Annotated in this window: 24 protein-coding genes; 11 read left to right on the forward strand and 13 right to left on the reverse strand. The window is 47.4% G+C overall.

Translation table 11 applies throughout. The features are described from left to right. Nucleotide 1 precedes the first annotated feature (1 nt). The 6 genes from A1sIIB106_RS05180 to A1sIIB106_RS05205 form a co-directional block, all read right to left on the reverse strand. On the reverse strand, nucleotides 2-628 hold the full coding sequence (locus A1sIIB106_RS05180; RefSeq protein ID WP_095671849.1) for an O-methyltransferase: 627 nt from the start codon (nucleotides 626-628) through the stop codon (nucleotides 2-4). Continuing rightward, entirely contained in the window at nucleotides 625-2,175 is a 1,551-nt protein-coding gene (locus A1sIIB106_RS05185; RefSeq protein WP_223299479.1) for a leucyl aminopeptidase family protein, read from the reverse strand. The genes A1sIIB106_RS05180 and A1sIIB106_RS05185 overlap by 4 nt, the downstream gene beginning before the upstream one ends. A gap of 9 nt (nucleotides 2,176-2,184) precedes the next feature. Further along, nucleotides 2,185-2,364, reverse strand: a complete 180-nt coding sequence (locus A1sIIB106_RS05190; RefSeq protein ID WP_020045748.1) for a DUF3117 domain-containing protein — start codon at nucleotides 2,362-2,364, stop codon at nucleotides 2,185-2,187. Between the two features lie 105 nt (nucleotides 2,365-2,469). Continuing rightward, nucleotides 2,470-2,664, reverse strand: a complete 195-nt coding sequence (locus tag A1sIIB106_RS05195; protein ID WP_190276873.1) for a sigma factor-like helix-turn-helix DNA-binding protein — start codon at nucleotides 2,662-2,664, stop codon at nucleotides 2,470-2,472. A gap of 10 nt (nucleotides 2,665-2,674) precedes the next feature. Beyond that, the gene (locus tag A1sIIB106_RS05200; protein ID WP_095677608.1) at nucleotides 2,675-3,130 is read right to left on the reverse strand and encodes an SRPBCC family protein; all 456 of its coding nucleotides are present in this window, start codon (nucleotides 3,128-3,130) and stop codon (nucleotides 2,675-2,677) included. Between the two features lie 9 nt (nucleotides 3,131-3,139). Further along, nucleotides 3,140-3,688 carry an LOG family protein gene (locus A1sIIB106_RS05205; RefSeq protein ID WP_095677609.1) on the reverse strand — a complete coding sequence of 183 codons (549 nt, stop codon included), beginning with the start codon at nucleotides 3,686-3,688 and terminating at the stop codon, nucleotides 3,140-3,142. Between the two features lie 30 nt (nucleotides 3,689-3,718). Between A1sIIB106_RS05205 and dapD the strand changes: the two genes are divergently transcribed. Then, nucleotides 3,719-4,654: a 2,3,4,5-tetrahydropyridine-2,6-dicarboxylate N-succinyltransferase gene (dapD, locus tag A1sIIB106_RS05210; RefSeq protein WP_095677610.1), complete on the forward strand. Its 936-nt coding sequence runs from the start codon at nucleotides 3,719-3,721 to the stop codon at nucleotides 4,652-4,654. On the opposite strand, the gene A1sIIB106_RS05215 is transcribed toward dapD, so the two are convergent. Genes A1sIIB106_RS05215 through A1sIIB106_RS05230 form a run of 4 tightly spaced genes read right to left on the reverse strand, consistent with a single transcriptional unit; the run spans nucleotide 4,651 to nucleotide 8,506 of the window. Continuing rightward, on the reverse strand, nucleotides 4,651-5,898 hold the full coding sequence (locus A1sIIB106_RS05215) for a SpoIID/LytB domain-containing protein (protein WP_095677611.1): 1,248 nt from the start codon (nucleotides 5,896-5,898) through the stop codon (nucleotides 4,651-4,653). The two genes, dapD and A1sIIB106_RS05215, sit on opposite strands and share 4 nt — an antisense overlap. After that, the gene (locus A1sIIB106_RS05220; protein WP_223299373.1) at nucleotides 5,891-6,706 is read right to left on the reverse strand and encodes an ABC transporter ATP-binding protein; all 816 of its coding nucleotides are present in this window, start codon (nucleotides 6,704-6,706) and stop codon (nucleotides 5,891-5,893) included. The genes A1sIIB106_RS05215 and A1sIIB106_RS05220 overlap by 8 nt, the downstream gene beginning before the upstream one ends. Further along, the gene (locus tag A1sIIB106_RS05225; protein WP_095671442.1) at nucleotides 6,684-7,511 is read right to left on the reverse strand and encodes an ABC transporter permease; all 828 of its coding nucleotides are present in this window, start codon (nucleotides 7,509-7,511) and stop codon (nucleotides 6,684-6,686) included. The genes A1sIIB106_RS05220 and A1sIIB106_RS05225 overlap by 23 nt, the downstream gene beginning before the upstream one ends. Before the next feature lie 11 nt (nucleotides 7,512-7,522). Continuing rightward, a complete protein-coding gene (locus A1sIIB106_RS05230; protein ID WP_095671443.1) occupies nucleotides 7,523-8,506 on the reverse strand; it encodes a glycosyltransferase family 2 protein in 984 nt (327 codons plus the stop codon). A gap of 36 nt (nucleotides 8,507-8,542) precedes the next feature. Here A1sIIB106_RS05230 and A1sIIB106_RS05235 point away from each other — a divergent pair, with 36 nt between their 5' ends. Both A1sIIB106_RS05235 and A1sIIB106_RS05240 read left to right on the forward strand, forming a co-directional pair. Beyond that, nucleotides 8,543-9,667, forward strand: coding sequence for an LCP family protein (locus A1sIIB106_RS05235; RefSeq protein ID WP_095671444.1), 1,125 nt, complete (start codon nucleotides 8,543-8,545; stop codon nucleotides 9,665-9,667). 23 nt (nucleotides 9,668-9,690) lie between these two features. Continuing rightward, nucleotides 9,691-10,995, forward strand: a complete 1,305-nt coding sequence (locus A1sIIB106_RS05240) for a UDP-glucose dehydrogenase family protein (protein ID WP_095671445.1) — start codon at nucleotides 9,691-9,693, stop codon at nucleotides 10,993-10,995. Between the two features lie 3 nt (nucleotides 10,996-10,998). Here the strand turns inward: A1sIIB106_RS05240 and purE are convergent, their stop codons facing one another. Genes purE through A1sIIB106_RS05255 form a run of 3 tightly spaced genes read right to left on the reverse strand, consistent with a single transcriptional unit; the run spans nucleotide 10,999 to nucleotide 13,415 of the window. Beyond that, nucleotides 10,999-11,505, reverse strand: coding sequence for a 5-(carboxyamino)imidazole ribonucleotide mutase (purE, locus tag A1sIIB106_RS05245; RefSeq protein WP_095671446.1), 507 nt, complete (start codon nucleotides 11,503-11,505; stop codon nucleotides 10,999-11,001). Beyond that, nucleotides 11,498-12,610: a 5-(carboxyamino)imidazole ribonucleotide synthase gene (locus A1sIIB106_RS05250; protein WP_095671447.1), complete on the reverse strand. Its 1,113-nt coding sequence runs from the start codon at nucleotides 12,608-12,610 to the stop codon at nucleotides 11,498-11,500. The genes purE and A1sIIB106_RS05250 overlap by 8 nt, the downstream gene beginning before the upstream one ends. A gap of 4 nt (nucleotides 12,611-12,614) precedes the next feature. After that, the gene (locus A1sIIB106_RS05255; protein WP_095671448.1) at nucleotides 12,615-13,415 is read right to left on the reverse strand and encodes a biotin--[acetyl-CoA-carboxylase] ligase; all 801 of its coding nucleotides are present in this window, start codon (nucleotides 13,413-13,415) and stop codon (nucleotides 12,615-12,617) included. Between A1sIIB106_RS05255 and A1sIIB106_RS05260 the strand changes: the two genes are divergently transcribed. Genes A1sIIB106_RS05260 through A1sIIB106_RS05295 form a run of 8 tightly spaced genes read left to right on the forward strand, consistent with a single transcriptional unit; the run spans nucleotide 13,398 to nucleotide 22,395 of the window. Continuing rightward, nucleotides 13,398-14,969, forward strand: a complete 1,572-nt coding sequence (locus A1sIIB106_RS05260) for an acyl-CoA carboxylase subunit beta (RefSeq protein ID WP_095671449.1) — start codon at nucleotides 13,398-13,400, stop codon at nucleotides 14,967-14,969. The two genes, A1sIIB106_RS05255 and A1sIIB106_RS05260, sit on opposite strands and share 18 nt — an antisense overlap. Next, the gene (locus A1sIIB106_RS05265; RefSeq protein ID WP_095671450.1) at nucleotides 14,969-15,154 is read left to right on the forward strand and encodes an acyl-CoA carboxylase subunit epsilon; all 186 of its coding nucleotides are present in this window, start codon (nucleotides 14,969-14,971) and stop codon (nucleotides 15,152-15,154) included. The genes A1sIIB106_RS05260 and A1sIIB106_RS05265 overlap by 1 nt, the downstream gene beginning before the upstream one ends. Next, nucleotides 15,154-15,756: a Maf family protein gene (locus A1sIIB106_RS05270; RefSeq protein WP_095671451.1), complete on the forward strand. Its 603-nt coding sequence runs from the start codon at nucleotides 15,154-15,156 to the stop codon at nucleotides 15,754-15,756. Before A1sIIB106_RS05265 ends, A1sIIB106_RS05270 begins: the two co-directional genes overlap by 1 nt. Continuing rightward, a complete protein-coding gene (locus A1sIIB106_RS05275) occupies nucleotides 15,753-17,471 on the forward strand; it encodes an acetyl/propionyl/methylcrotonyl-CoA carboxylase subunit alpha (RefSeq protein ID WP_095671452.1) in 1,719 nt (572 codons plus the stop codon). The genes A1sIIB106_RS05270 and A1sIIB106_RS05275 overlap by 4 nt, the downstream gene beginning before the upstream one ends. Nucleotides 17,472-17,526: 55 nt before the next feature. Next, on the forward strand, nucleotides 17,527-19,158 hold the full coding sequence (locus A1sIIB106_RS05280; protein WP_095677612.1) for a phospho-sugar mutase: 1,632 nt from the start codon (nucleotides 17,527-17,529) through the stop codon (nucleotides 19,156-19,158). Beyond that, the gene (deoC, locus tag A1sIIB106_RS05285; RefSeq protein ID WP_095671454.1) at nucleotides 19,155-20,102 is read left to right on the forward strand and encodes a deoxyribose-phosphate aldolase; all 948 of its coding nucleotides are present in this window, start codon (nucleotides 19,155-19,157) and stop codon (nucleotides 20,100-20,102) included. The genes A1sIIB106_RS05280 and deoC overlap by 4 nt, the downstream gene beginning before the upstream one ends. A gap of 22 nt (nucleotides 20,103-20,124) precedes the next feature. Then, nucleotides 20,125-21,558, forward strand: a complete 1,434-nt coding sequence (locus A1sIIB106_RS05290; RefSeq protein ID WP_095671455.1) for an aldehyde dehydrogenase family protein — start codon at nucleotides 20,125-20,127, stop codon at nucleotides 21,556-21,558. Next, nucleotides 21,559-22,395, forward strand: a complete 837-nt coding sequence (locus A1sIIB106_RS05295; protein WP_095671456.1) for an aldehyde dehydrogenase family protein — start codon at nucleotides 21,559-21,561, stop codon at nucleotides 22,393-22,395. Nucleotides 22,396-22,398 lie beyond the last annotated feature (3 nt).

The raw sequence follows: 22,398 nt of genomic DNA on the forward strand, positions 1-22,398 counted from the left end.
CCTATAACTTAGTTGCTAGTAACAAACCATCGCCAGTTGGAATGAGTGAAACCACCCAATTCTCTGACTCGTTTTTCAAGGATTTCCCAGATTCGCGCAGCGCTACGGTTTTTGGATCGCGCTGCGCAGGATCTGAAACCTTTGAGCCACCGAAGAAATTATCGATCACAAATACACCACCACTGCGCAATATGCGATGTGCTTCGGTTATTGCATAAGGCAAATCTTCTGGGTTGTGGCGAAAAATAACTAAGTCATAAGCGCGATCTGCCAGTTTATTCATTACATCCATGACCGGATTAGTAATCAATCTAAAGCGCGCTGGTGCAATGTCAGCATCCTGAAACGCTGTCTTTGCAATATTGCTATGTTCCATTTCGTCATCAATTGATGTCAGCGTTCCGCTAGCTAGCATTCCTTCTAAGACCCAGAGCGCACCAACTCCTGAGCCAGTACCGATTTCGACTACTGATTGCGCAGAAAGATTATGTGCCAAATGTTTTAAGTATGCACCTGCTCCAGATGTTGCATCGATAACGCCAATTTCTTCACCGCGAGAACGGGCGCTCTTCTTAACTTCATCTTCGGAGATAAAGCTTTCAGCATAAGAATGTGGATCGATGATCATGAGAGAGATGTTAGCCATTCGATGAGCAATCGCACGCCGAAACCTGTGCCGCCTTTAGGATTTTCTCCAGAGTCGCTTTCACTGCGCGCAACCCCTGCAATATCAAAGTGAATCCAGGTGCGATCTCCGGCAAAGTGCTCTAGGAATAGGGCTGCGGTGACTGAACCTGCACTGAAATGTTTCTTCGATGTGATGTGGCTTAGATCTGCGATTGGACTTTCCAGCGCTTGCTTATAGTCATCCACCAACGGCATATGCCAGACGCGGTCTCCGGATCGCTCCCCTGCTTCTGAAAAACTCTTCGCTACTTTCTCATCTCGCGTATACATCGCAGCGTGTTGTCTACCTAAGCCAAGTGTTGCCGCGCCAGTAAGAGTTGCAATATCGATTAGGTAATCAGGGTTTAAATTTATATCTGCAAAGGCCAGGCCATCGGCAAGTACTAGGCGACCTTCTGCATCTGTATCTAATACTTCAACGGTCTTGCCACCGTAGTGGGTAATGACATCACTTGGGCGTTGGGAAGTTCCAGATAGCGCATTTTCGGCGAGCATCATCAAGACTGTTACTTGCACTTGTGGCTGGAAATATGGAAGAGCTGAGATAGCGCCTAACGCCGCAGCAGAGCCAGCCATATCTGATTTCATCGCTGTCATAAATTCGTAAGGGCGCTTTAGAGATACACCGCCAGTATCGAAGGTGATTCCTTTACCAACAATTACAACGTGCGGAAGTATCCCTGCAGATTTTTTCTTACCCTTTGGGTGATATGAGATTTGAACGAAACGTGGTCCGGGCTTTGGTGATGAATTACCAACTGCACGCAAGCCACCAAACTCTGCCAATTCTTTACCTGCTAAAACCTTTACTTCTAAACCGCTATCGGCGGCGATCTTCACCGCTTCATCTGCCAGCCAGAGCGGGGTCTTGATATTTGATGGGGTATGAATCAGATCTCTTGTGCGAGAAATAGCGCTTGCGATCGTTGATGCATCATTAATTACCACTGGGGAATCTGTATGAAATAGAAAGAGTGGGATTTCTTGGGTTGGTCCAGTTTTCTGTGTCCAAATATAAGCACCGAGTTGGACTGAGATGGCAAAGGCTTTTAACTGTTGTTCGTCTGAAACGCAGAGCGATGCGATTGTTACCGCTTTGCCTCGACCTTTTCTTCCAAGCGCCGCACCTGCTTGTCGTATCGCAGAATTTGACTCATCTCCAAGTCCGATTAAGAGAATTCGATCGGCAACAAATTGATTTGATGAAACAGGAATTTCAAAAATCTCGCCAGCTTTTCCAGTTGCTGCGAAGAAGGCCAATTCATCGCGCAGGTCTATCTCAAAAGTTTCTTCTAATTTTTCAATTAACTTAAGGTGAGACGGGAAGTTGTATTCCGGTTTCTCTTCTTTATCTGGATTTTTCTCTAGTTTTTTCTCTGGATTTTTCTCTAGATTTTTAATTGCTTGCGTAAACCCAATTGCAATAGATTGCGCATCAGCGAGCGCATCAGATAAAGATTTAAGGTCTACAGCAATGGGCTGAAGCACAAAAGTTACTTACTTCTTGATAAGTGCTACAGCTGCTTCAAGGGCGGCGCTGAGATTATTTGCTTCTTGGGGGTTGAGTTCGACGACAAGGCGACCGCCACCTTCTAGCGGAATACGCATAACTAGCGAGCGCGCTTCCTTGGTCACTTCCATGGGTCCATCACCAGTACGGGGTTTCATGGCTGCCATGGGGAGAACTCCTTTGATACATAAATGTCGGCCAGATTGCGCCGTTGGTTACTTAAGAGGAGAAGTATCTCGCAGAACTGGCTGAGTATGAAATCGGAGGTTGAATTAGCCCATTCCAAGCAGGGCGGTAATGCGAGATTTTCCCGAAGCCATCACCGTTGAGACTGATTTTTCAGGAACGCCTAAAAGGGTGGCGATATCTCCGACCGCCATCTGGCGAAGGTAATGGAGCGAGAGGATTATCCGCTCCTCCTCGGGCAACTGCGCCAAGGCCTCAGCCAAGGTAAGGGGCGCAGTCATAGCCCCAAGGTTACTCGCGTGGGCGCAGTGATGTGGAGAGGCGAGCCAATGAGATTCGCACCCCAACCCAGAGAAACGGTGCGATCGCTAGAAACTTTAAGCGAGAACACTCAATTGTCTCTGACCAATTGAATTTTGTTGATGTGGAGTTAATCGGTGAAAGTACAAAAGAACCGGTTCCTTTAAGAACTTTTCCCGTGTGCACTACATCGCAAATTTCAGGTGGTTGCCACTTTGTTACAACCATGGTGTCTAAAAGACCGAGCGATGAAAACTTCGGATAGAACTTATAAAACGGACCCGTAAATGCTGATATCGAAGTTCCGGCGCCTTCGCGAATTTGTGAAGTAACCCAAACTTTAGTTTGCAGCATCCAGTTGCCTTGTGATTCCCAATCTGCAATCGCCGCCCAAGCGCGTTCTTGAGGGCACGGTAGGTCAATTGTGATTCTAAGTGTGTTTGACATTTGCTTGCGCTACTTACTACTCGAGTTAATATTTGCGATATCGAGAGCTTGGTCAACGCTCTTTGCCCAATGTAGAAGCTCTCGCTGCCCTGGCTTCACAAAACCATGCTCTTCTAGATGATCAATCAAGGTAGCAAGCGGGGCATATAAATCGTAAGGATCTAAAATGATGACTGGCTTATTGTGAAACTTTAAGAATCGCCCAACCCAAATTTCAAAGAGCTCTTCCAGTGTTCCGATGCCACCAGGTAGTGCAATAAATGCATCGGAAAGATCTTCAATCATCGCCTTCCGATTGCGCATCGAATCCACGATATGCAGTTCATCGCACTCTTTATCGGCAAATTCAATATCTACTAAGCGCTGCGGGATAACTCCGATTGTTTTGCCACCGGCTTCGCGTGCACCGCGGGATACCGCTCCCATCGCCGAAATATGTCCACCGCCTGAGACCAATTCCCAAGAGCGAGCGGCAATTCCTGCACCCAACGAATGAGCCAGGTCGATGTATTTGGGATCGATGGCAAGGGATGAAGAACAGTAAACGGCGATGCGCATGTGGGAAAGGATAGGGGTTAGGCTTATCGCATGTCTGCTTCGCAAAATTCGCCACATCTGGCATCTGGCCACGGAATTGCAACTTATTCTGGAGAAACACTTTTGGATGTCTGGTTCCCAGAACCAGTTCTCGGTACGAATACTTCAAAAGCGCCTGCTGCGCTAAATGAACTTGCCGGAGTTGATGAAGTTAGAAAAGTAAGACGTGAAGTTATCTCTATTGAGATAGATCTCAATGTGGCGCCGACAAGTGCTGCTGATGCCTACTTGCGCCTTCACTTACTTTCACATCGCTTAATCAAGCCACATGGCGCGGTTATGGATGGCATCTTCGGGTTGCTCACCAACGTTGTTTGGACATCTGCTGGCCCATGTGCCGTCGAAGGTTTTGAATTGATTCGAGGAGCGCTGCGCAACAAATATGGCCACGTCACAGTATTCGGCGTCGATAAATTCCCGCGCATGGTTGATTACGTAATTCCATCTGGTGTTCGAATTGCCGATGCTGATCGCGTGCGACTTGGTGCACATCTAGCACCAGGTACAACAGTTATGCATGAAGGCTTTGTTAACTTTAACGCCGGCACTTTAGGAACTTCTATGGTGGAAGGTCGAATTTCAGCGGGCGTCGTCGTGGGCGACGGTAGCGATGTAGGTGGCGGCGCTTCAATCATGGGCACCTTAAGTGGCGGCGGTAAAGAAGTTATTTCGGTTGGCGAAAAGTGTCTGCTAGGCGCCAACTCTGGACTTGGAATTTCACTCGGAGATAACTGTGTAATTGAGGCAGGAACTTATATAACCGCGGCCTCAAAGGTAAAACTTCCAGATGGTGAAATTGTAAAAGCTGCATCTCTTTCTGGTGCCAGTAACTTGCTCTTCCGTCGTAATTCTCTAACCGGTGGTTTAGAAGTAGTAATGCGTACTGGAACTTGGGGTGGGTTGAATTCCATCCTGCACGCTAACTAATTTAGCGAAAACCAAGCTGAAGGCAGTTTGCTACGGCTTCTAAAAGTTTCACCGCGAAGTACGGCAAATGATCCATCTGAACTAATCGCTTGAATTAGCGCAACCGATCCTGCAGGGTTATTTGATAGAACTGTTAACGAAATAACATCCGGCAACGCAAAAGCTTGAGCAATAACTGCTTGAGATATTTCTCTGGTCCATGAAGCAAAGCGAGGATTTAGTGCAACATCAACGCTTGCGCTATCAGGAACGCTAACTGTGTAAGGGGTTGCAGTACCCCAGGCGTGCTCAGATGTTTCTGTTGTACCGCCCGATGATGAAGAGAAGTAAGCGGTAATTGGACGACCTTCGTAGGTAATTATCGAGCCTGCAGTTCGGTTAACTGCCGCCTTCCAAATTTCCCCAAATCTAGGTTCGCTCTCTTTTGAATAACCAGCAAAGGTTTGATCGCTGATCGTTGCGTATAAATGGCAATCACAGGCGGAGCGGATCTTTGTAGATTTTGCATAGGCATATGTTCTAGATGCGATCGCTTGCGCTTCGAGCGCTTGAGTTGGCCAAGATGAGGGCACCTCACCAATCCCCCATAGATACTCATCTTGTAGGCGCACAGAGTTGATAATCGCCAATCGCTTTCCCAAGGTTTTATCTCTAATTACTTTGAGGGATATCTGTCCATGGCGATATTTCTTCGTTGCGCCATTAGTTGTCAGCGAAATAACAGTTGGTGAACCAGCTTGATAGCGAGTTCCGGACCAACGTAGAGTGAAAGCACTTCCGGTCGTAATTGCCTTGCTAGTAGTTCCCCGCGTTGTACTAATTGCAAGTAGCCCATCAGTTAAATTCAAATTGAGTGAGGTCTTGCTTGGAAAGGTAAGTAAAGGTGTTGCCGTTTGTGTTTCACCTAAATCACCTGCAAATAGTTGAAGTTCTGCACCCTTAGAGTCACTTCTTAGCTTCGCAGATGTGAGTAAATTTCCAAGGTTAATTCGAAGGATCTGCGTATCAGTAACCGTTTCAACAATTGTTCCGGTGTAGTAATACTGCAAAATAGCGGTCGCAGATTCACCGGCTAAAGCTTTCGCTCTGGCACCGATCTGGCTCATTCCGACGCCATGGCCGTAGCCACTTCCTTGAAATGCAAAAGTTGCTGGAACTGTCTCAGCGTTGGCAGCGTTTGGTAGGAAAGTGATCGGTGAGACGGCAATTGAGATTGCAAGTGCAATCAGAGGCTTTTTAGACATCCTCATTTGCTGCTGCGCTCTTTCCGACCTGCATAAATTCGCGATACTGCTTGATAATCTCCGCTGGATTTCCGCGCGCCATCAACTTACCTTTATGTAACCAAGCAACTTCATTACAAACATCTTCGATCGTCGCCATTGCGTGGCTCACCAAAATAAGTGCACGGTCTGCGGTGCGCAGCTCTTTAATGCGGTTCAGGCTCTTCTCTTTAAAGTGGGCATCACCAGTACTGAGGGCTTCATCAACTATCAAAATATCTGGCTGCACCGTTGCCGCTACTGAAAATGCCAGACGCGCATACATTCCAGATGAATAAGTGCGCATAGGAGCATCTATTGCATCTCCAAGCTCTGAAAACTCAGCGATCGCATCAAACTGGCTATCAATTTCAGTACGCGACATTCCCGCAGCAAGTCCACCTAAGTAAACATTTGCGCGCCCGGTCATAGACGGGTTAAACCCAACACCGAGAGCCAAGAGCGTACTAACGGAACCGTGAACTTCAATGCGTCCTTGAGTTGGGGGAACGATTCCGGAGATAACTCGCATCAGTGAAGATTTGCCAGCGCCGTTTGATCCAATGACTCCGAGCACCGTGCCGTAGTGCACATCAAGATTTACGTGATCTAAAGCGTTTACAACACGAGTGTGCTTGCTGGAGCGTCCAATAGTTTTAAGGCGAGCCTTTAGCGTTGGTCGCTTAACGATCGAAGTCTTATAGGTAAGCCCAACGTTCTGCACCGAAACTGCAAGACCATTTTTCGGGTGAATTGAATTCTGTGAATTAGAGGCGGACAGCGAAATCACGCTCCCTAGATAAGAAGAAATATGTTCCTACAAAGAAGATCGACAGAGCCCAGATGAGTGCATGCGCTAACGAGAATAAATCTGGGGCTTGGGCATAGACCATTACTTGCGACCAAGCATCGAGGAGATAGAAAATTGGATTTACAATCTCAAAACGCTTTAACTCTTCCGTTAAGTCACTTGCCTGATAAAGAATCGGAGATAAGTAAAGAAGGCTGCGAGTCATGTAAGGCAGGAAACTTGCGATATCTCGGAAATAGACATTTATACAAGAGATCAGAATCGCCATTCCAAGACCCATCAATAAGGCGATCAGCAATATCGGAATAGCCCAGAACATATTCCACGAGTACTCAAGGCCCAGCGCTGTTCGCATAATGAAGAAGATAAATAAGGTTGGAATAAATTTAAATAGCGCAATCACCGATGCAGAAATTGGAAGCATCACGCGTGGGAAGGCGGTATTTAAAATCAAACGTTGACCAGCGGTGATCGACTTAACGCCGCCACTTAAGCTATTGCTGATCAAATAAAAGAGAAAGAGGCTGGCAGTTAGATGGCCGTATCGAGTGGCATCGCTTTGGCCACCGATAATGTAGATCAATAGAAAGTAAACGCCAGAAAGAAGTAGTGGATTTAAGACCAACCAGAGCTGGCCGAAGACCGAGCCATAGTTTTGTTCACGTAGTTCGGACCTTGAAAACTCTGTGATAAATGAGCGGCGGGCCCAAAGGGAGCGCAGGTATGAACCCAGCGGTGGCATGCCAGCGCGAAAGGGTTCGTAAACGGTTACAGGAGCGCTCATATGGGTAAAGGCTACCGCAGCGTTTTAGTTGAGGTGATGAACCCCGCGCCCCAAGCGAAATGCATTGTTGGAATAATCGCTAGAAGTGAAAAAAATTCACGCATTGACCGCGAAATCAGCGCAGCAGATAGCCCTACGAAAACTCCATAAACAAAGACTGGAATATAGAGAATCGGATGAATCAAAGCTCCACCGATTACTGAAGTTACACAACCGATTAGTGTCACCGGTGGGGCTAAGTAACGTAAATTAATTGTTCCGCTATGGCTACGTGAAACTACTCTTCGCCAAGTTCCATACTGAAAATACTGCTTTGCTAACTTTCTTAAATTCGGGCGCGGGCGATATGTAACTTGAAGTCTAGGATCGAAGTAAATCAAACCACCGTTTTTGCGCAATCGATAATTTAACTCCCAATCCTGTGCGCGGGTATATCGCTCATCAAAGCCTCCTGCTTGGTTAATTGCTTCACGCTTAAATGCTCCGAGATAAACGGTGTCTACTTCTCCGGCTTCTCCACCAGTATGAAAACGAGATGCTCCAACTCCTAAAGGGCTACGCATCGCACGAGCAACCGCCTTTTCAAAGCTACTTACTCCTTCTGCAGCCATAACTCCGCCAACGTTTACGGCGCCAGTTTGCTTAAGAATTTCAACTGCCAGAGTCAGATAGTCATGTGGAATTTTTGCATGGCCATCAACGCGAACAATTATTGGATGTGTAGAAGCAGCTACTGCCAAATTAAGCCCAGTCGCTGTTTTTCCATTTGGATTGGCTACCAATTTAACTCGCGGATCTCTGGCTGATAGCGACTTTGCAATTTCATCTGTGCGATCTTGAGATGGGCCGAGAGCGAGAATTACTTCAAAAGCCCCGCGATAATCCTGGGAAAGGATTGCCGAAATGGATTCTGCTAAGTGCGCCTCTTCATTTAGAACGGGAAGAATCACGCTAACTGCTGGTGAGACAGATAACTCGCCCATAGATGTCGACATAACCCCTCTACGCTATCGCCCAAGTAGAGTTCGTATGTGAAATCGACGCGAGCAGTAAAGGTTATTACATCACTTTCTGTGGGTGTAGTTCTTCTCGCATCGCTATCTTGGATCGGATTAGGCCAAGTAAGCGGCAGGATCGATCGCATTAGCGTCTTCGCTGGGCTAGATAATCGCCCTGAGAAAACATCTAAAGCTCTTAACTATTTATTGGTTGGATCAGATACGCGTGAAGGTCTAACTAAAGAAGAGATGAAAGCCCTGCGCGTTGGAAGTACCAAGACTGCAGCTGGCGGAAGATCTGACACGATGTTGTTGGTTCACATCAGCAAGAACCGCGATAAAGCTTTTCTGGTATCACTTCCGCGTGATTCGCTCGTAACAATTCCGGCACATTTGAGCACAGATGGAAAATCGCAGATTCCTGATCGTGAGAATAAGTTAAATGCGGCCTTCGCATTCGGTGGCGCACCACTACTTATCGAAACCATTGAACGTGCGACTAATTTAAAGATGGATCACTACATTGAAGTGAGCTTCGCCGGTTTTGCTGGAATTGTTAACGCTCTTGGCGGTATTGAAGTCTGTACCAAGGTAGATATCGATGATCCAAAGAGCCACCTAGTCCTCAGCGCTGGCACACATACCCTTGATGGAATTGAAGCCCTTAAATATGTACGCACCCGTGACTTTGATGGGCGCGGCGATATCGGACGTATGCAACGTCAACAACAATTTATGAGTTCTGTAATCAAGAAGGCAACAAGCACTGGAGTACTTCTCAATCCAATTAAATTGGTTAACTTTTTAAATGCCGCGATCTCTACCGTGAAAATGGATGAGAACTTAAGCAAGAACGATTTATTGGATCTTGCTAAACAGATGCGCGGACTCTCTTCCGGAAATGTTCGTACCTTGACAGTTCCACTTACGACTGCAAATGGCAGACATCCAACCGCGGGTTCGGTAGTAATTTGGGATCCAGTGTTAAGCGCTGATTTATGGACAAGAATTCGTGATGATGCAGCGCTAGTAGATGAAGTGACTCCATCACCATCAGCAAGTTCATCTTCATCGGCATCAGCATCTGCCAAGCCAGTTATTGTCGATAAATTTAAGACGCGTACCGCAGCGGAAAATCCATGCGGGGAAATCAAATAGAAGGTGCTTTAGACTAAAACCCTATGAAACTCTCAGTTATTGGTTGTGGCTATCTCGGAGCTACTCACGCAGCATGTATGTCATCACTTGGCTTTGAAGTTGTTGGCGTTGATACCGACCAGCACAAGGTAGATCTACTCTCTCGTGGCGAACTTCCTTTCTATGAACCAGGCTTAGATACCTTGCTCGCAGCAGAGATGAAGACCGGCCGACTCTCATTTACAACAGATTTTTCAGCAGTTGCTGATGCCGACGTTCACTTTATCTGCGTGGGAACACCGCAGAGTAAAGATGGCCTTGCCGCCGATTTAACATATGTGAAATCTTCCGTTGCAGCGATCGCGCCACACTTAAAAGATGGCGCACTCGTTGTTGGTAAATCAACAGTTCCGGTGGGCACCGCCCAATCGCTGCGCGATATTTTGGCAACTTCTGCACCACAGGCTGATTTAGCTTGGAACCCAGAATTTCTTCGTGAAGGTTTTGCAGTAGAAGACACTTTGACCCCTAACCGCCTCGTGGTTGGTGTGGTTAACGATCGTGCTGAAGAGATTCTCAAAGAGGTATACAAACCGATCATCGATCTTGGAACCCCATGGATTCGCGCCGATCTTCCAACCGCGGAACTTGTAAAGGTTGCAGCAAACTCATTTCTGGCAACGAAGATTTCATTTATCAACGCTATGGCTGAAGTTTGTGAAGCAGCCGGTGGAGATGTCACTGTGCTTGCTAAAGCCATTGGTTACGACCCACGAATTGGAAATCGCTTCTTGCAGGCAGGTATTGGTTTTGGTGGCGGATGTCTGCCAAAAGATATCCGTGCCTTTATGGCGCGCGCGCAAGAACTTGGCGCTGATCAAGCGCTCGAATTCTTGCGAGAGATTGATGCAATCAACCTACGTGCACGTCAGCGTGTAATCGATGTTGTGCGTGCTGATCTTTCTGAAGATTTAACGCAATATAAAATTGCAGTACTCGGTGCGACATTTAAGCCCGATAGCGATGATGTTCGTGACTCCCCCGCACTTGATATCGCTGCACAACTTCAAGCAGCAGGTGCCACAGTTGTTGTCCATGATCCAAAGGGAATTGAGCCTGCACGTAAGCGTTTCCCAAACCTAGATTTCGCCGAGAAAGTTACCGATTGCGTTAAAGGCGCCGATGCCATCCTCCACTTAACAGAGTGGAAGGAGTACCGCGAACTAGATCCATCAGTAATCGGTCAACTCGTTAAATCTAAATTCCTGATTGATGGCCGCAACGCCCTGGATCGCGATAAATGGCGCGCAGCAGGTTGGCGCGTTCACGCTCTCGGTCGCTCAGATTAAGAGTTAAAAACCAGTTTTTGTATTTCGTCGTGCGTTTAAATTTGCGCCCTTTGCTTTAGCTTCCTTATTTATTTCGGCGAGATTTAAAGCAACTTTTGCTGAAATTTCAGAATCACTTACTCCTAGGATTCGCGCAGCGAGAATTCCGGCGTTCTTGGCGTTATCGATTCCTACAGTTGCAACTGGAATCCCTGCTGGCATCTGAACGATTGATAGCAGTGAGTCCATACCTTCTAAATTCTTAAGCGAGACTGGAACACCGATTACTGGAAGCGTTGTAAGCGAGGCGACCATTCCAGGTAAATGTGCGGCCCCACCTGCACCAGCGATGATTACCTTGTAACCCTTTGTCGCTGCATTCTTTGCAAACTCAACCATTTCTTCTGGCATGCGATGGGCTGAGACAACATCGGCGGTGTAACTAATTCCAAATGAATCAAGGGCCTTCGCCGCTTCTTCCATTACCGGCCAATCAGAATCTGATCCCATGATGATTGCTACATCACTCATCGATTTCTCCGCTCATATAGTCGCGCGCGTGGGCGATAACTTCAGTTAATTCTAGAAGGTTTTCGCCGACAACGGTAACGTGGCCAACTTTTCGCCCTTTGCGGATCTCTTTCTTATATTGATGGAACTTCAGATCCGGATTACGTGCCATTAAATGTAGGTAAGGCCGGAACATATCTGTTTTATCTCCGCCTAAGATATTTCCCATAACTGCGTAAGGGGCAACCATTGAAGGATCTCCCAACGGAAGATCGAGAATAGCGCGCAAGTGTTGTTCAAATTGGCTGGTCTTTGCGCCTTCGATAGTCCAGTGGCCAGAGTTATGTGGGCGCATGGCAAGCTCGTTAATAAACAATTGTTCGCCCTTAACAAACATCTCAACTGCCATAACCCCAATTAAGGCTAGGTCGTTTGCAATCGAGAGGGCTAAGTGTTGTGCTTTCTCGGCGAGATCGAGAGAAAGTTTAGGAGCTGGTGAAATTGTGCTGGTGCAGATCCCATCAGATTGAATGGTTTGGGTTGGCGCCCACGTAACTGCTTGGCTATGCGCTGAACGTGCAACCATTACTGCAATCTCAAAATCGAATTCAACTAGCTCCTCAATTAACAACTGAGGAATCTCGTTTAATACCTCATCTAAATCATCGTGGTTCTTTATCTTCCAAACCCCACGGCCGTCATACCCCCCGCTGATGCTCTTGGCGATAAATGGGAAATCTAACAAGTTATCGCCATCGTTGATTAACTTCCACTTCGGCGCTGGATATTCAGTTAGTCGCTGGCGCATTAACGCCTTATTTTGCGAATACTGAAAAGAGTCTGAAGTTGGGAAAACTTTTACTCCAGCTGCTTCTAACCCTTTTATTACCGCGATTGGAACTAGCTCGTGTTCAAAGGTCACGAAATCGCATTTCTTAGCGAAATCCTTTAGCGCTTCGAGGTCGCGGTAATCACCGACTACATGCGGCGCAATTTGGGCAGCGCTATCTTGGTCGCTTTCTGCAAAAAGTAAGAGATTAACTCCAAGTGCTTCTGCCGGAGCTACGGTCATTCGAGCGAGTTGGCCAGCGCCGATGATGCCGACAGTCGGGAAGCGCTCGTTCACGTCACTATCGTAGATGAACTACATCTCCGACGTTAACTTCAGTGCCATCGCTAAGAATTAGCGCGCCCTGTGCGGTGATTGCTACCGCTTCTGCCTCAATTGAATCTCGCCCAAGCACTTCAACTCGTACTTGGCGACCGATAGTCGAACTTACCTGGCGATACTTTTCTAGAAAGTCACCTCCGGAATCCCACGCTTCGAAGATATCTGCAAAGCGATTTAAGAAAGCGCTGAGCAATAAATTGCGATCTAAATTATTTGATCCAGCCAGCGCCAGTGATGTCGCAGTTGGAACCGGAAGTTCATCAGCGCTCATTGCAACATTTAGCCCAATTCCGACAATTACTCCATCGCCGATTTGTTGCGCAAGCAAGCCCGCAACTTTCCTGTCGCCAATCAAAATATCGTTAGGCCATTTTAGCGAGACTTTATCTTTAATATCTTTTGAAATAACTTCGCGCATGGCGAGAGCGGCTAAGAAAGAGATAAAACTCCAATCGCTGCGAGCACGCTTCGGTGCAACGTAAAGAGAGAATAAGAGCGCGCTCTTTGGCGGCGCTTCGAATGTTCTATCTAGGCGACCGCGTCCATTACTTTGAAATTCTGCAGCAATTACTTCACCAGATTTTGCTACTGAAGAGTTAACTAACTCTGCAAGATCGCTTTGTGTGGATGCAGTGAGATCAACCACGCTTACCCGCCAGTACTGCGAAATATTTGCGTCGATGATCGACTTATTAAGTGGCGCTCTTGGCGCTTGGCTACCCACGACTAGTACCGTAGAGCCATGAGCCCAGATCTGCATACAACTTCAGGAAAAATTGAAGATCTCCGACTTCGTGTCGAGGAAGCGGTCCATGCCGGATCAGCGCGCGCCGTTGAAAAGCAGCATGCCAAAGGAAAGTTAACTGCTCGTGAGCGTATTGATCTACTGGTCGATGCTGACTCCTTTACCGAGATCGATGAATTTGCGCGCCACCGTTCTACGCAATTTGGAATGGAGAAGAACCGTCCCTATGGAGATGGTGTTGTAATCGGAACTGCCACAGTTGATGGGCGTCCAATCGCGCTTTACTCACAAGATTTCACCGTTATGGGTGGAAGTCTTGGTGAAGTTCATGCCGAAAAAATTGTAAAGATCGCTGAGTTTGCACTTAAGAGCGGTATCCCATTAATTGGAATAAATGACTCTGGTGGAGCCCGTATTCAAGAAGGCGTGGCATCGCTTAATGGATATGGAAAAATCTTCCGTTTAAATACCCGTTCTTCTGGAGTTATCCCTCAGATCTCTTTAATTCTTGGGCCTTGCGCCGGTGGTTCTGCTTATTCGCCTGCCTTAACGGATTTCACGGTAATGGTTAATGAGACTTCTCATATGTTTATTACAGGTCCTGATGTAATCAAAACGGTTACTGGTGAAGATGTCGATATGGAAGAACTCGGTGGCGCATTTACTCACAATACGCGTTCCGGAAATGCTCATTACCTAGCTGATAGCGAAGCAGATGCTATTGATTATGTGAAGGCACTTCTTTCATATCTGCCATCTAACAATATGGATGGCTCACCGCATCTTCCTCCAACTCAGAACCTAGATGAAAACGCGGCAGATGCTGCGCTAAATACCTTGATTCCAGATAGCCCTAACCAGCCATACGATATGAAGACTCTGATCACCACTCTGGTTGATGAGGGAGAGTTCTTAGAAGTGCACGCTTTGTATGCGCCAAATATCGTCGTCGGCTTTGCGCGCATTGAAGGCGAATCAGTTGGCATTATTGCCAACCAACCTTCGCAACTTGCCGGCACTTTAGATATCAATTCCAGTGAAAAAGCAGCGCGCTTCTTACGCTTCTGCGATGCCTTTAATATTCCAATTCTTACCTTGGTAGATGTTCCTGGATTCTTACCTGGCACCGAACAAGAGTGGAACGGAATCATTCGCCGTGGCGCAAAGTTGCTTTATGCATACGCTGAAGCATCAGTTCCGCTAGTTACTTTGATTACCCGCAAAGCCTACGGTGGAGCTTTTATCGTTATGGGTTCAAAGTATTTGGGTAGCGATATTAACTTTGCATGGCCGAGTGCGGAAATCGCAGTTATGGGCGCACAAGGTGCGGTAAATATCTTGTACCGCAAAGAGATTGCCGATGCTAAAGATCCAGAGAAGGTTCGTGCAGAGCTAGTTTCTGATTACACCGAGACGCTATCTAATCCATATGCAGCCGCAGAGCGCGGCACCATCGATAGCGTAATTGAGCCTCATCAATCACGAGCCTACATAACCAAAGCCTTCCGTACTTTAAAGACTAAGCGCGATACTTTGCCGGCACGCAAGCATGGGAATATTCCGCTCTAATGAAATTTACAATCACATCTGGCAATCCAACTGATGAGGAATTGCTTGCTCTAAAGGCTGCAATTGATCACCATAAGATTCAGAATTTGGTTCCAGTAATTAAGCGCAGCGTCTTTGGTCTGCCACAATTGCGCCAACCACTTCCCCATCAGATCACCTTTGGTGCCCGGAGAAAATCTCACTAATGCCAAAGATAGTTCTTGCTTCACAATCAACTTCGCGCCGCCGCTTGCTGGAGGGCGCTGGAATTAATCCGACGATCATCGTTAGCAACGTAGATGAAGAAACCGTTTTCTTTAACGCGATGTCACCGGCTGACATGGTTATTGCGCTAGCCGTGACGAAAGCTCACACAGTTCGCGAGCAGATTGATTACCCCGCGCTGATAATTGGGTGCGATTCAACTTTTGATGTTGATGGCGTCTCATTCGGAAAGCCAGGAACTCCAGATATAGCCCGCGAACGCGCCAAGAAAATTAGCGGTCGATCAGGTTTGCTACATACCGGCCACTGCATTATCGATACCGCTCAGGGACGAGAAATAGCAGATCGAGTTACAACAAAGGTGACTTTTTCAGAGTTAACCGATCACGAGATCGAGGATTACATAGCATCCGGAGAACCGCTTCAAGTTGCAGGTGGTTTTACTCTAGATGGTTTTGGTTCGCCATTTATTCCTGTTATCGAAGGCGATTACACAAATGTGGTCGGGCTATCAATGCCGTTCTTACGATCTGCAATGTCACAACTTGGATACTCTTGGCCAGAAGTTAAGGAGATGCGATGAAACGCGTTCTAATTGCTAACCGTGGCGAAATCGCGCTACGCGTTATTCGCGCTTGCCGTGATCATGGAATTGAGAGCGTCGCTGTTTACGCCGAGGAAGACCGCGATGCCCTACACGTTAAGAGCGCTGACTTTGCCTTCTCGCTAAATGGCGTTACTGCAACTCAAACTTATTTAGATATTTCAAAGATTATCGCTGCAGCAAAGTCTTCTGGAGCAGATGCGGTTCATCCAGGATATGGATTCCTTTCAGAGCGAGCAGATTTTGCACAAGCAGTTATTGACGCTGGATTGATTTGGATCGGCCCACCTCCTGCCGCGATTAGCGCGTTAGGTGACAAGGTTTCAGCGCGACGAATCGCTGCCAAAGCAGGAGCACCGCTAGTCGCCGGAACTAAAGATCCTGTGGCAGGTGCGGAAGAAGTCACCGCCTTTGCAAAAGAACATGGCTTACCTGTCGCAATTAAGGCAGCTTTCGGTGGTGGAGGTCGTGGATTAAAGGTTGCGCACACCATGGAAGAAATTCCTGAACTATTTGCATCTGCTGTTCGTGAGGCTATTGCTGGTTTCGGACGCGGCGAATGCTTTGTAGAACGCTACTTGGATAAGCCTCGTCACGTAGAAACCCAAGTCTTAGTTGATCAACATGGAAACGCAGTAGTTGTTAGTACGCGTGACTGTTCGCTGCAACGCCGCCATCAAAAGCTTGTAGAAGAAGCGCCCGCTCCATTCTTAACTGATGCGCAGAATGAAGAGCTCTACCGCTCAAGTAAAGCGATCATGAAAGAGGCTGGCTATGTGGGTGCCGGTACCTGCGAATTCTTAGTTGGCGCGGATGGAACTATCTCCTTCCTAGAGGTTAATACGCGCCTGCAAGTCGAACACCCAGTCAGCGAAGAAGTAACTGGAATCGACTTGGTACGTGAACAATTTAGAATTGCGATGGGCGAGAAACTTGGTTTCACGGATCCAGAAATTCGTGGCCATTCTCTTGAATTTCGAATCAACGGCGAAGATCCAGGACGTTCATTCCTGCCAGCCCCAGGTCAAATAACACAATGGAATTTACCCTCTGGTCCTGGAGTACGCGTTGATGCGGGATTTAAGAAAGGCGACACAATCGGTGGCAACTTTGATTCACTTCTAGCGAAGTTGATCGTCACTGGCGCAACGCGTAAACAAGCCATCGAGAGAGCACGTCGCGCACTTGCAGAATTTGAAGTGGATGGTTTAGCAACAGCAATCCCATTCCATCGCGCGATTCTGGAAGATCCGGCATACACAGAAGAATTCAAGGTCTATACAAGTTATATTGAAAATGAATTTAAGAACGATATCCCGGCATTTTCCGCCACACCTATTCCTGTAACAACTAAGGTAGCGGCAGAACATTTAGTTGCTGAAGTAAATGGCAAACGCTTCGAGGTAAAACTGCATACGCCAGAACCTGTTGTTAAGCGCCATCGTGCTAAAGAATCAAAGGTAAGCGGTGCAGGTGGATCAGGTTTAGCAAGCCCAATGCAAGGAACAGTAGTAAAAGTTGCAGTTGAAGAGGGCGCTCTTGTTGAGATTGGTGACTTGGTTATTGTCTTAGAGGCGATGAAGATGGAGCAACCACTGCTTGCCCACAAAGCAGGCAAAATCGCTAATCTAAAAGCGGTTATTGGCGAAATTGTTTCAAGTGGCACAGTTTTGTGCGACATTCTTGATGCATAATTTCCTTTCCTAACTCGCAATTCACAAGTTGATTTAATCCAGTTACGCTGGGGCTATGAACGCGCAGCTTTTGGCCGAAGTACAAGCCTGGATAGCCGATGATCCAGATCCAAAGACCGCAGCGGAGTTATCGAAACTTATTGAATCAGGCGACGAAACGACTTTAAGAAAGTATTTCGCAGGGTTTCTCCAATTCGGTACCGCTGGTTTACGTGGCCCTATTGGCCCTGGTCCTTCATGTATGAATCGCGCTGTTGTAGGGCGCACCGCTGCCGGTTTAGTTGCTTACATGAAAGAGCGCGGACTCAGCCGCGTGGTAATTGGACGCGATGCGCGTTACGGATCAGAAGATTTCACAGAAGAATCTGCTCAGATATTTTCAGGTGCAGGATTTGAGGTATTTGTCCTGCCGCGACCACTTCCAACTCCAGTACTAGCTTTTGCTACCCATGAACTTAACTGTGATCTCGGCGTTATGGTCACCGCTAGCCATAATCCACCGCAAGATAACGGCTACAAGGTTTATATCGGGCCAACTGCCGACGGTATTGAATACGCCGCATCACAAATCATCAATCCAACTGATGGCTTGATCGCAAAAGAGATTGATTTAGTTAACTCTCTCAAGGCTGTACCTAGAGGTAAATCATGGACTGTCTTAAATGATGTGGTTGTAGATAAATACGTTGCACGTACAGCAAAACTTGCGCCACGACCTGGTTCTCTCAAAATTGTTTACACCGCAATGCATGGTGTTGGTACTGAGACTGTAGAAAAGGTATTTGCTAAAGCGGGCTTTCCCAACTTGGTTTTAGTTAGTGAACAAGCAGAACCTGATCCAGATTTCCCAACTGTGGCATTTCCAAACCCAGAAGAACCAGGTGCGATTGATTTAGCGCTAGCAAAAGCGCGCCAAGTTGGCGCCGATTTAGTTATCGCCAATGACCCGGATGCCGATCGCTGCGCTGCTGCAGTAAATGGCCCAAGCGGTGGCTGGCGAATGCTGCGTGGTGATGAACTCGGCATAATCTTCGGAGAATGGATTGCGCGATCGATGGTGCAAGATAAGACAAAGACCGGCGCCTTTGGTAATTCGATCGTCTCTTCATCGGCGCTGAGCAAGATTGCTGCTCACTATGTAATCGACTTTAAAGAGGTTTTAACCGGCTTTAAATGGCTCGCCAAGATCGAAGATCTCGCCTTTGGTTACGAAGAAGCGATCGGTTACTCAGTCGATTCTGAGACTGTTAACGATAAGGACGGCATTTCTGCAGCACTTTTCTTAGCTCAAATTGCAACTGATCTAAACGCTGACGGAAAAACGCTCGTAGATCTATTAAATGAGGTTTGGGCTCGTCACGGTTTCCATGGCACTGAACAAATCTCAATTCGAGTTAGCGATATGTCCCGCATTACCGAACTTCTGGCGGGATTGCGTAAGAACCCTCCTGCAGAAATTGCAGGCCGTGCGGTATCGTCAATCGATGATTTGGCAGCGCCTAAAGATGGACTTCCCCCAACAGATGGGTTACGGATCTGGCTTGATGGAGGAATTCGCATCATTATCCGTCCGAGCGGAACTGAAGCAAAGATGAAGTGCTACATCGAGGTCATAACTAAAGATGAAAAGTCGGCAAACGATCTTTTGAACCAATTGCGCCAACCACTTAAGGATTTTCTCGCATGAGCTTCTATGGAATAGTCGATGGCAGTGAAGGTTCGCTTAAGAACTTTCTCTCACAACTTCCTGGCGTAGACCAAGTTGGCGCGGAAGCTCGCGCTGCCATGTTGGCAACTCGCAGCATCAAGACAACTAGCAAACGTTGGGCGATAGACACTGCCATTTCAATGGTTGATCTAACAACTTTAGAAGGTGCTGATACCCCTGGAAAGGTTCGCGCGCTTTGCACAAAGGCGGTACGCCCTGATCCAACTGATTTAACGATTCCAAGTGTTGGTGCGGTCTGCGTTTACAACGATATGGTTTCGATTGCACGAACCCATTTAGATGCGATCGGCGGCAAGCACGTTCCAGTTGCTGCTGTCTCAACTGCATTCCCATCAGGTCGCGCATCGATGGAAGTTAAGATCCAAGATACCCAAGATGCGATCGATGCTGGCGCGGCCGAAATAGATATGGTGATCGATCGTGGCGCTTTCTTATCGGGCAAATTTGGGCTGGTTTTTGATGAGATCGTAAAGATCCGCGAAGTTTGCGGTGATCGTGCGCATCTAAAGGTTATCTTTGAAACTGGCGAATTAGTTACCTATGACAATGTTCGCAAAGCCTCGTATCTAGCGATGCTCGCTGGCGCAGATTTCATCAAGACTTCAACGGGAAAGGTCGCACCTGCCGCCACTCCCCCAGTTGTCCTTGTGATGTTAGAGGCGGTCCGTGATTTCTATGCGATGACAAATCGCCGTATCGGAGTAAAGCCTGCCGGCGGAATTAGAAATACTAAAGATGCGATCAAGCAGTTAGTTCTCGTTAATGAGACCGCGGGCCCAGAATGGCTAACACCAGAGTTTTTCCGCATTGGAGCCAGCGCTCTTTTAAACGACCTTTTGATGCAACGCATGAAAATGGATGATGGCTACTACGCTAGCCCTAACTACGTAACGATCGATTAAGAGAAGGCGCAAAGGATCAGTCATGACTTTAGAATATGCACCAGCACCCGAGTCTCGCGCAATCGTTTCGATTAAACCGAAGTACGGACACTTCATAGATGGCAAATTTGTTAATGGGCGCAATCACTTTGCCACAATTAACCCAGCAACTGAAGAAGTGCTTAGCCAGATCGCTCTCGGAAACGCCAGTGATGTAGATAAGGCAGTTATTGCTGCGCAGAAGGCCTACACAAAGACTTGGTCAAAACTATCTGGCAAAGAACGCGGTAAGTACCTGTATCGCATAGCGCGCATCTTGCAAGAGCGCGCCCGCGAATTTGCAGTCCTTGAAACTCTAGATAACGGTAAGCCAATTCGCGAAACCCGCGATATCGATATTCCGTTAGTTGCCGCGCACTTCTTTTATCACGCCGGATGGGCCGATAAATTAGATTACGCCGGCATGGGTAAGTCACCAAAGCCACATGGAGTCGCCGGCCAGATAATTCCTTGGAACTTCCCGTTATTGATGTTGGCCTGGAAGGTAGCGCCAGCTCTTGCAACTGGAAATACCGTTGTGTTAAAACCTGCTGAGACAACCTCGCTGACCGCACTTTTATTTGCTGAGGTTTGCCAACAAGCTGAACTTCCAAATGGCGTTGTAAACATTGTTACTGGCGATGGATCTACAGGATCTGCGATCGTTAACCACCCTGGCATCCACAAGATCGCATTTACTGGTTCTACTGAAGTCGGCAAGAAGATTGCTCGCGCCATCGCCGGCACCAATAAGAAAGCCACCCTTGAACTAGGCGGAAAAGGCGCAAATATCGTCTTTGATGACGCCCCTGTCGATGAGACGGTCGAAGGCATTGTTAACGGTATTTTCTTTAATCAGGGACATGTCTGCTGTGCTGGATCACGTTTGATCTTGCAAGAAGGTATCGCAGATGAAATTACCGAAAAGTTAAAGGCTCGCATGTCAAAGATTCGCGTAGGAGATCCATTAGATAAGAACACTGATCTTGGCGCAATTAACTCACGCGAGCAGTTAGCAAAGATTCATGAGTTATCTGCAGCAGGAGATTCTGAAGGCGCCGAACGCTGGAGCCCGGCTTGCAACTTATCCGATAAAGGTTTCTGGTTTGCACCAACTATCTTTACCGGTGTTACGCAAGCCCACCGCATCGCGCGCGAAGAGATCTTTGGACCAGTACTTTCTATTCTCACTTTCCGCACGCCACAAGAGGCGATCGAAAAAGCAAATAACACTCCATTTGGGTTATCTGCAGGCGTATGGAGTGAGAAAGGCTCGCGAATTCTTTGGGCCACTCAACAACTACGCGCCGGCGTTATCTGGGCCAATACCTTTAACAAATTTGATCCAACATCACCATTTGGTGGATATAAAGAATCCGGCTGGGGACGCGAAGGCGGAAAACATGGCCTGGCTTCTTATCTGAAGGAGGGAAAGTAAATGTCACGTCTTGAAGTGAAGAAGACTTACAAGCTCTACATCAATGGCGCTTTCCCACGTAGTGAATCAGGGCGCATCTACGAAGTAACCGATGCAAAGGGAACTTTCATCGCTAATCCTGCGCTGGCATCACGTAAAGATCTACGCGATGCAGTTGTTGCCGCGCGCGCTGCACAGATTGGTTGGGCAAAAGCAACTGCCTACAACCGCGGACAAATTCTCTATCGCATTGCAGAGATGCTCGAAGGTCGCGCAGATCAGATTGCCAACGAAATTTCTGCCACATCTGGCGTAACTCCCAAGAAGGCGCATGAGCAACTTATGGCTGCGATCGATCGTTGGGTTTGGTATGCCGGCTGGAGCGATAAGTTGGCTGCAGCATTTGGCTCAACAAACCCAGTTGCTGGCCCTTATTACAACTTCACTATCCCTGAAGCGCAAGGCGTTATTGCAGTTGCGCCAAAAGATGAATTCTTAGCCTTTATCGATTCCATCGCGCCAGTTATTACATCTGGTAATTCAGTTATCGCCCTAGTGCCTGGTGCATCAGCGGTTCCGGCGATGACCTTTGCCGAAGTTTTAGCGACTAGCGATCTACCTCATGGAGTTATAAATATCCTTACTGGTTCACATGACGAGCTTGCTCCTTGGGCGGCATCACATATGGATATCGATGGCATGGATATATCTGGAATCGATAAGAAGAAGCGCACCGCACTTAAAGAAGCAGGCGCTGAAAATCTAAAGCGGATCCATCATTTTGACGATGCCCAGACCCCAAATCGTATCTATGCATTTATGGAAGCAAAGACGGTCTGGCACCCAATCGGGGTTTAACTC

The sequence above is a fragment of the Candidatus Planktophila lacus genome (assembly GCF_002288325.1).
Classification (GTDB): Bacteria; Actinomycetota; Actinomycetes; order Nanopelagicales; family Nanopelagicaceae; genus Planktophila; species Planktophila lacus.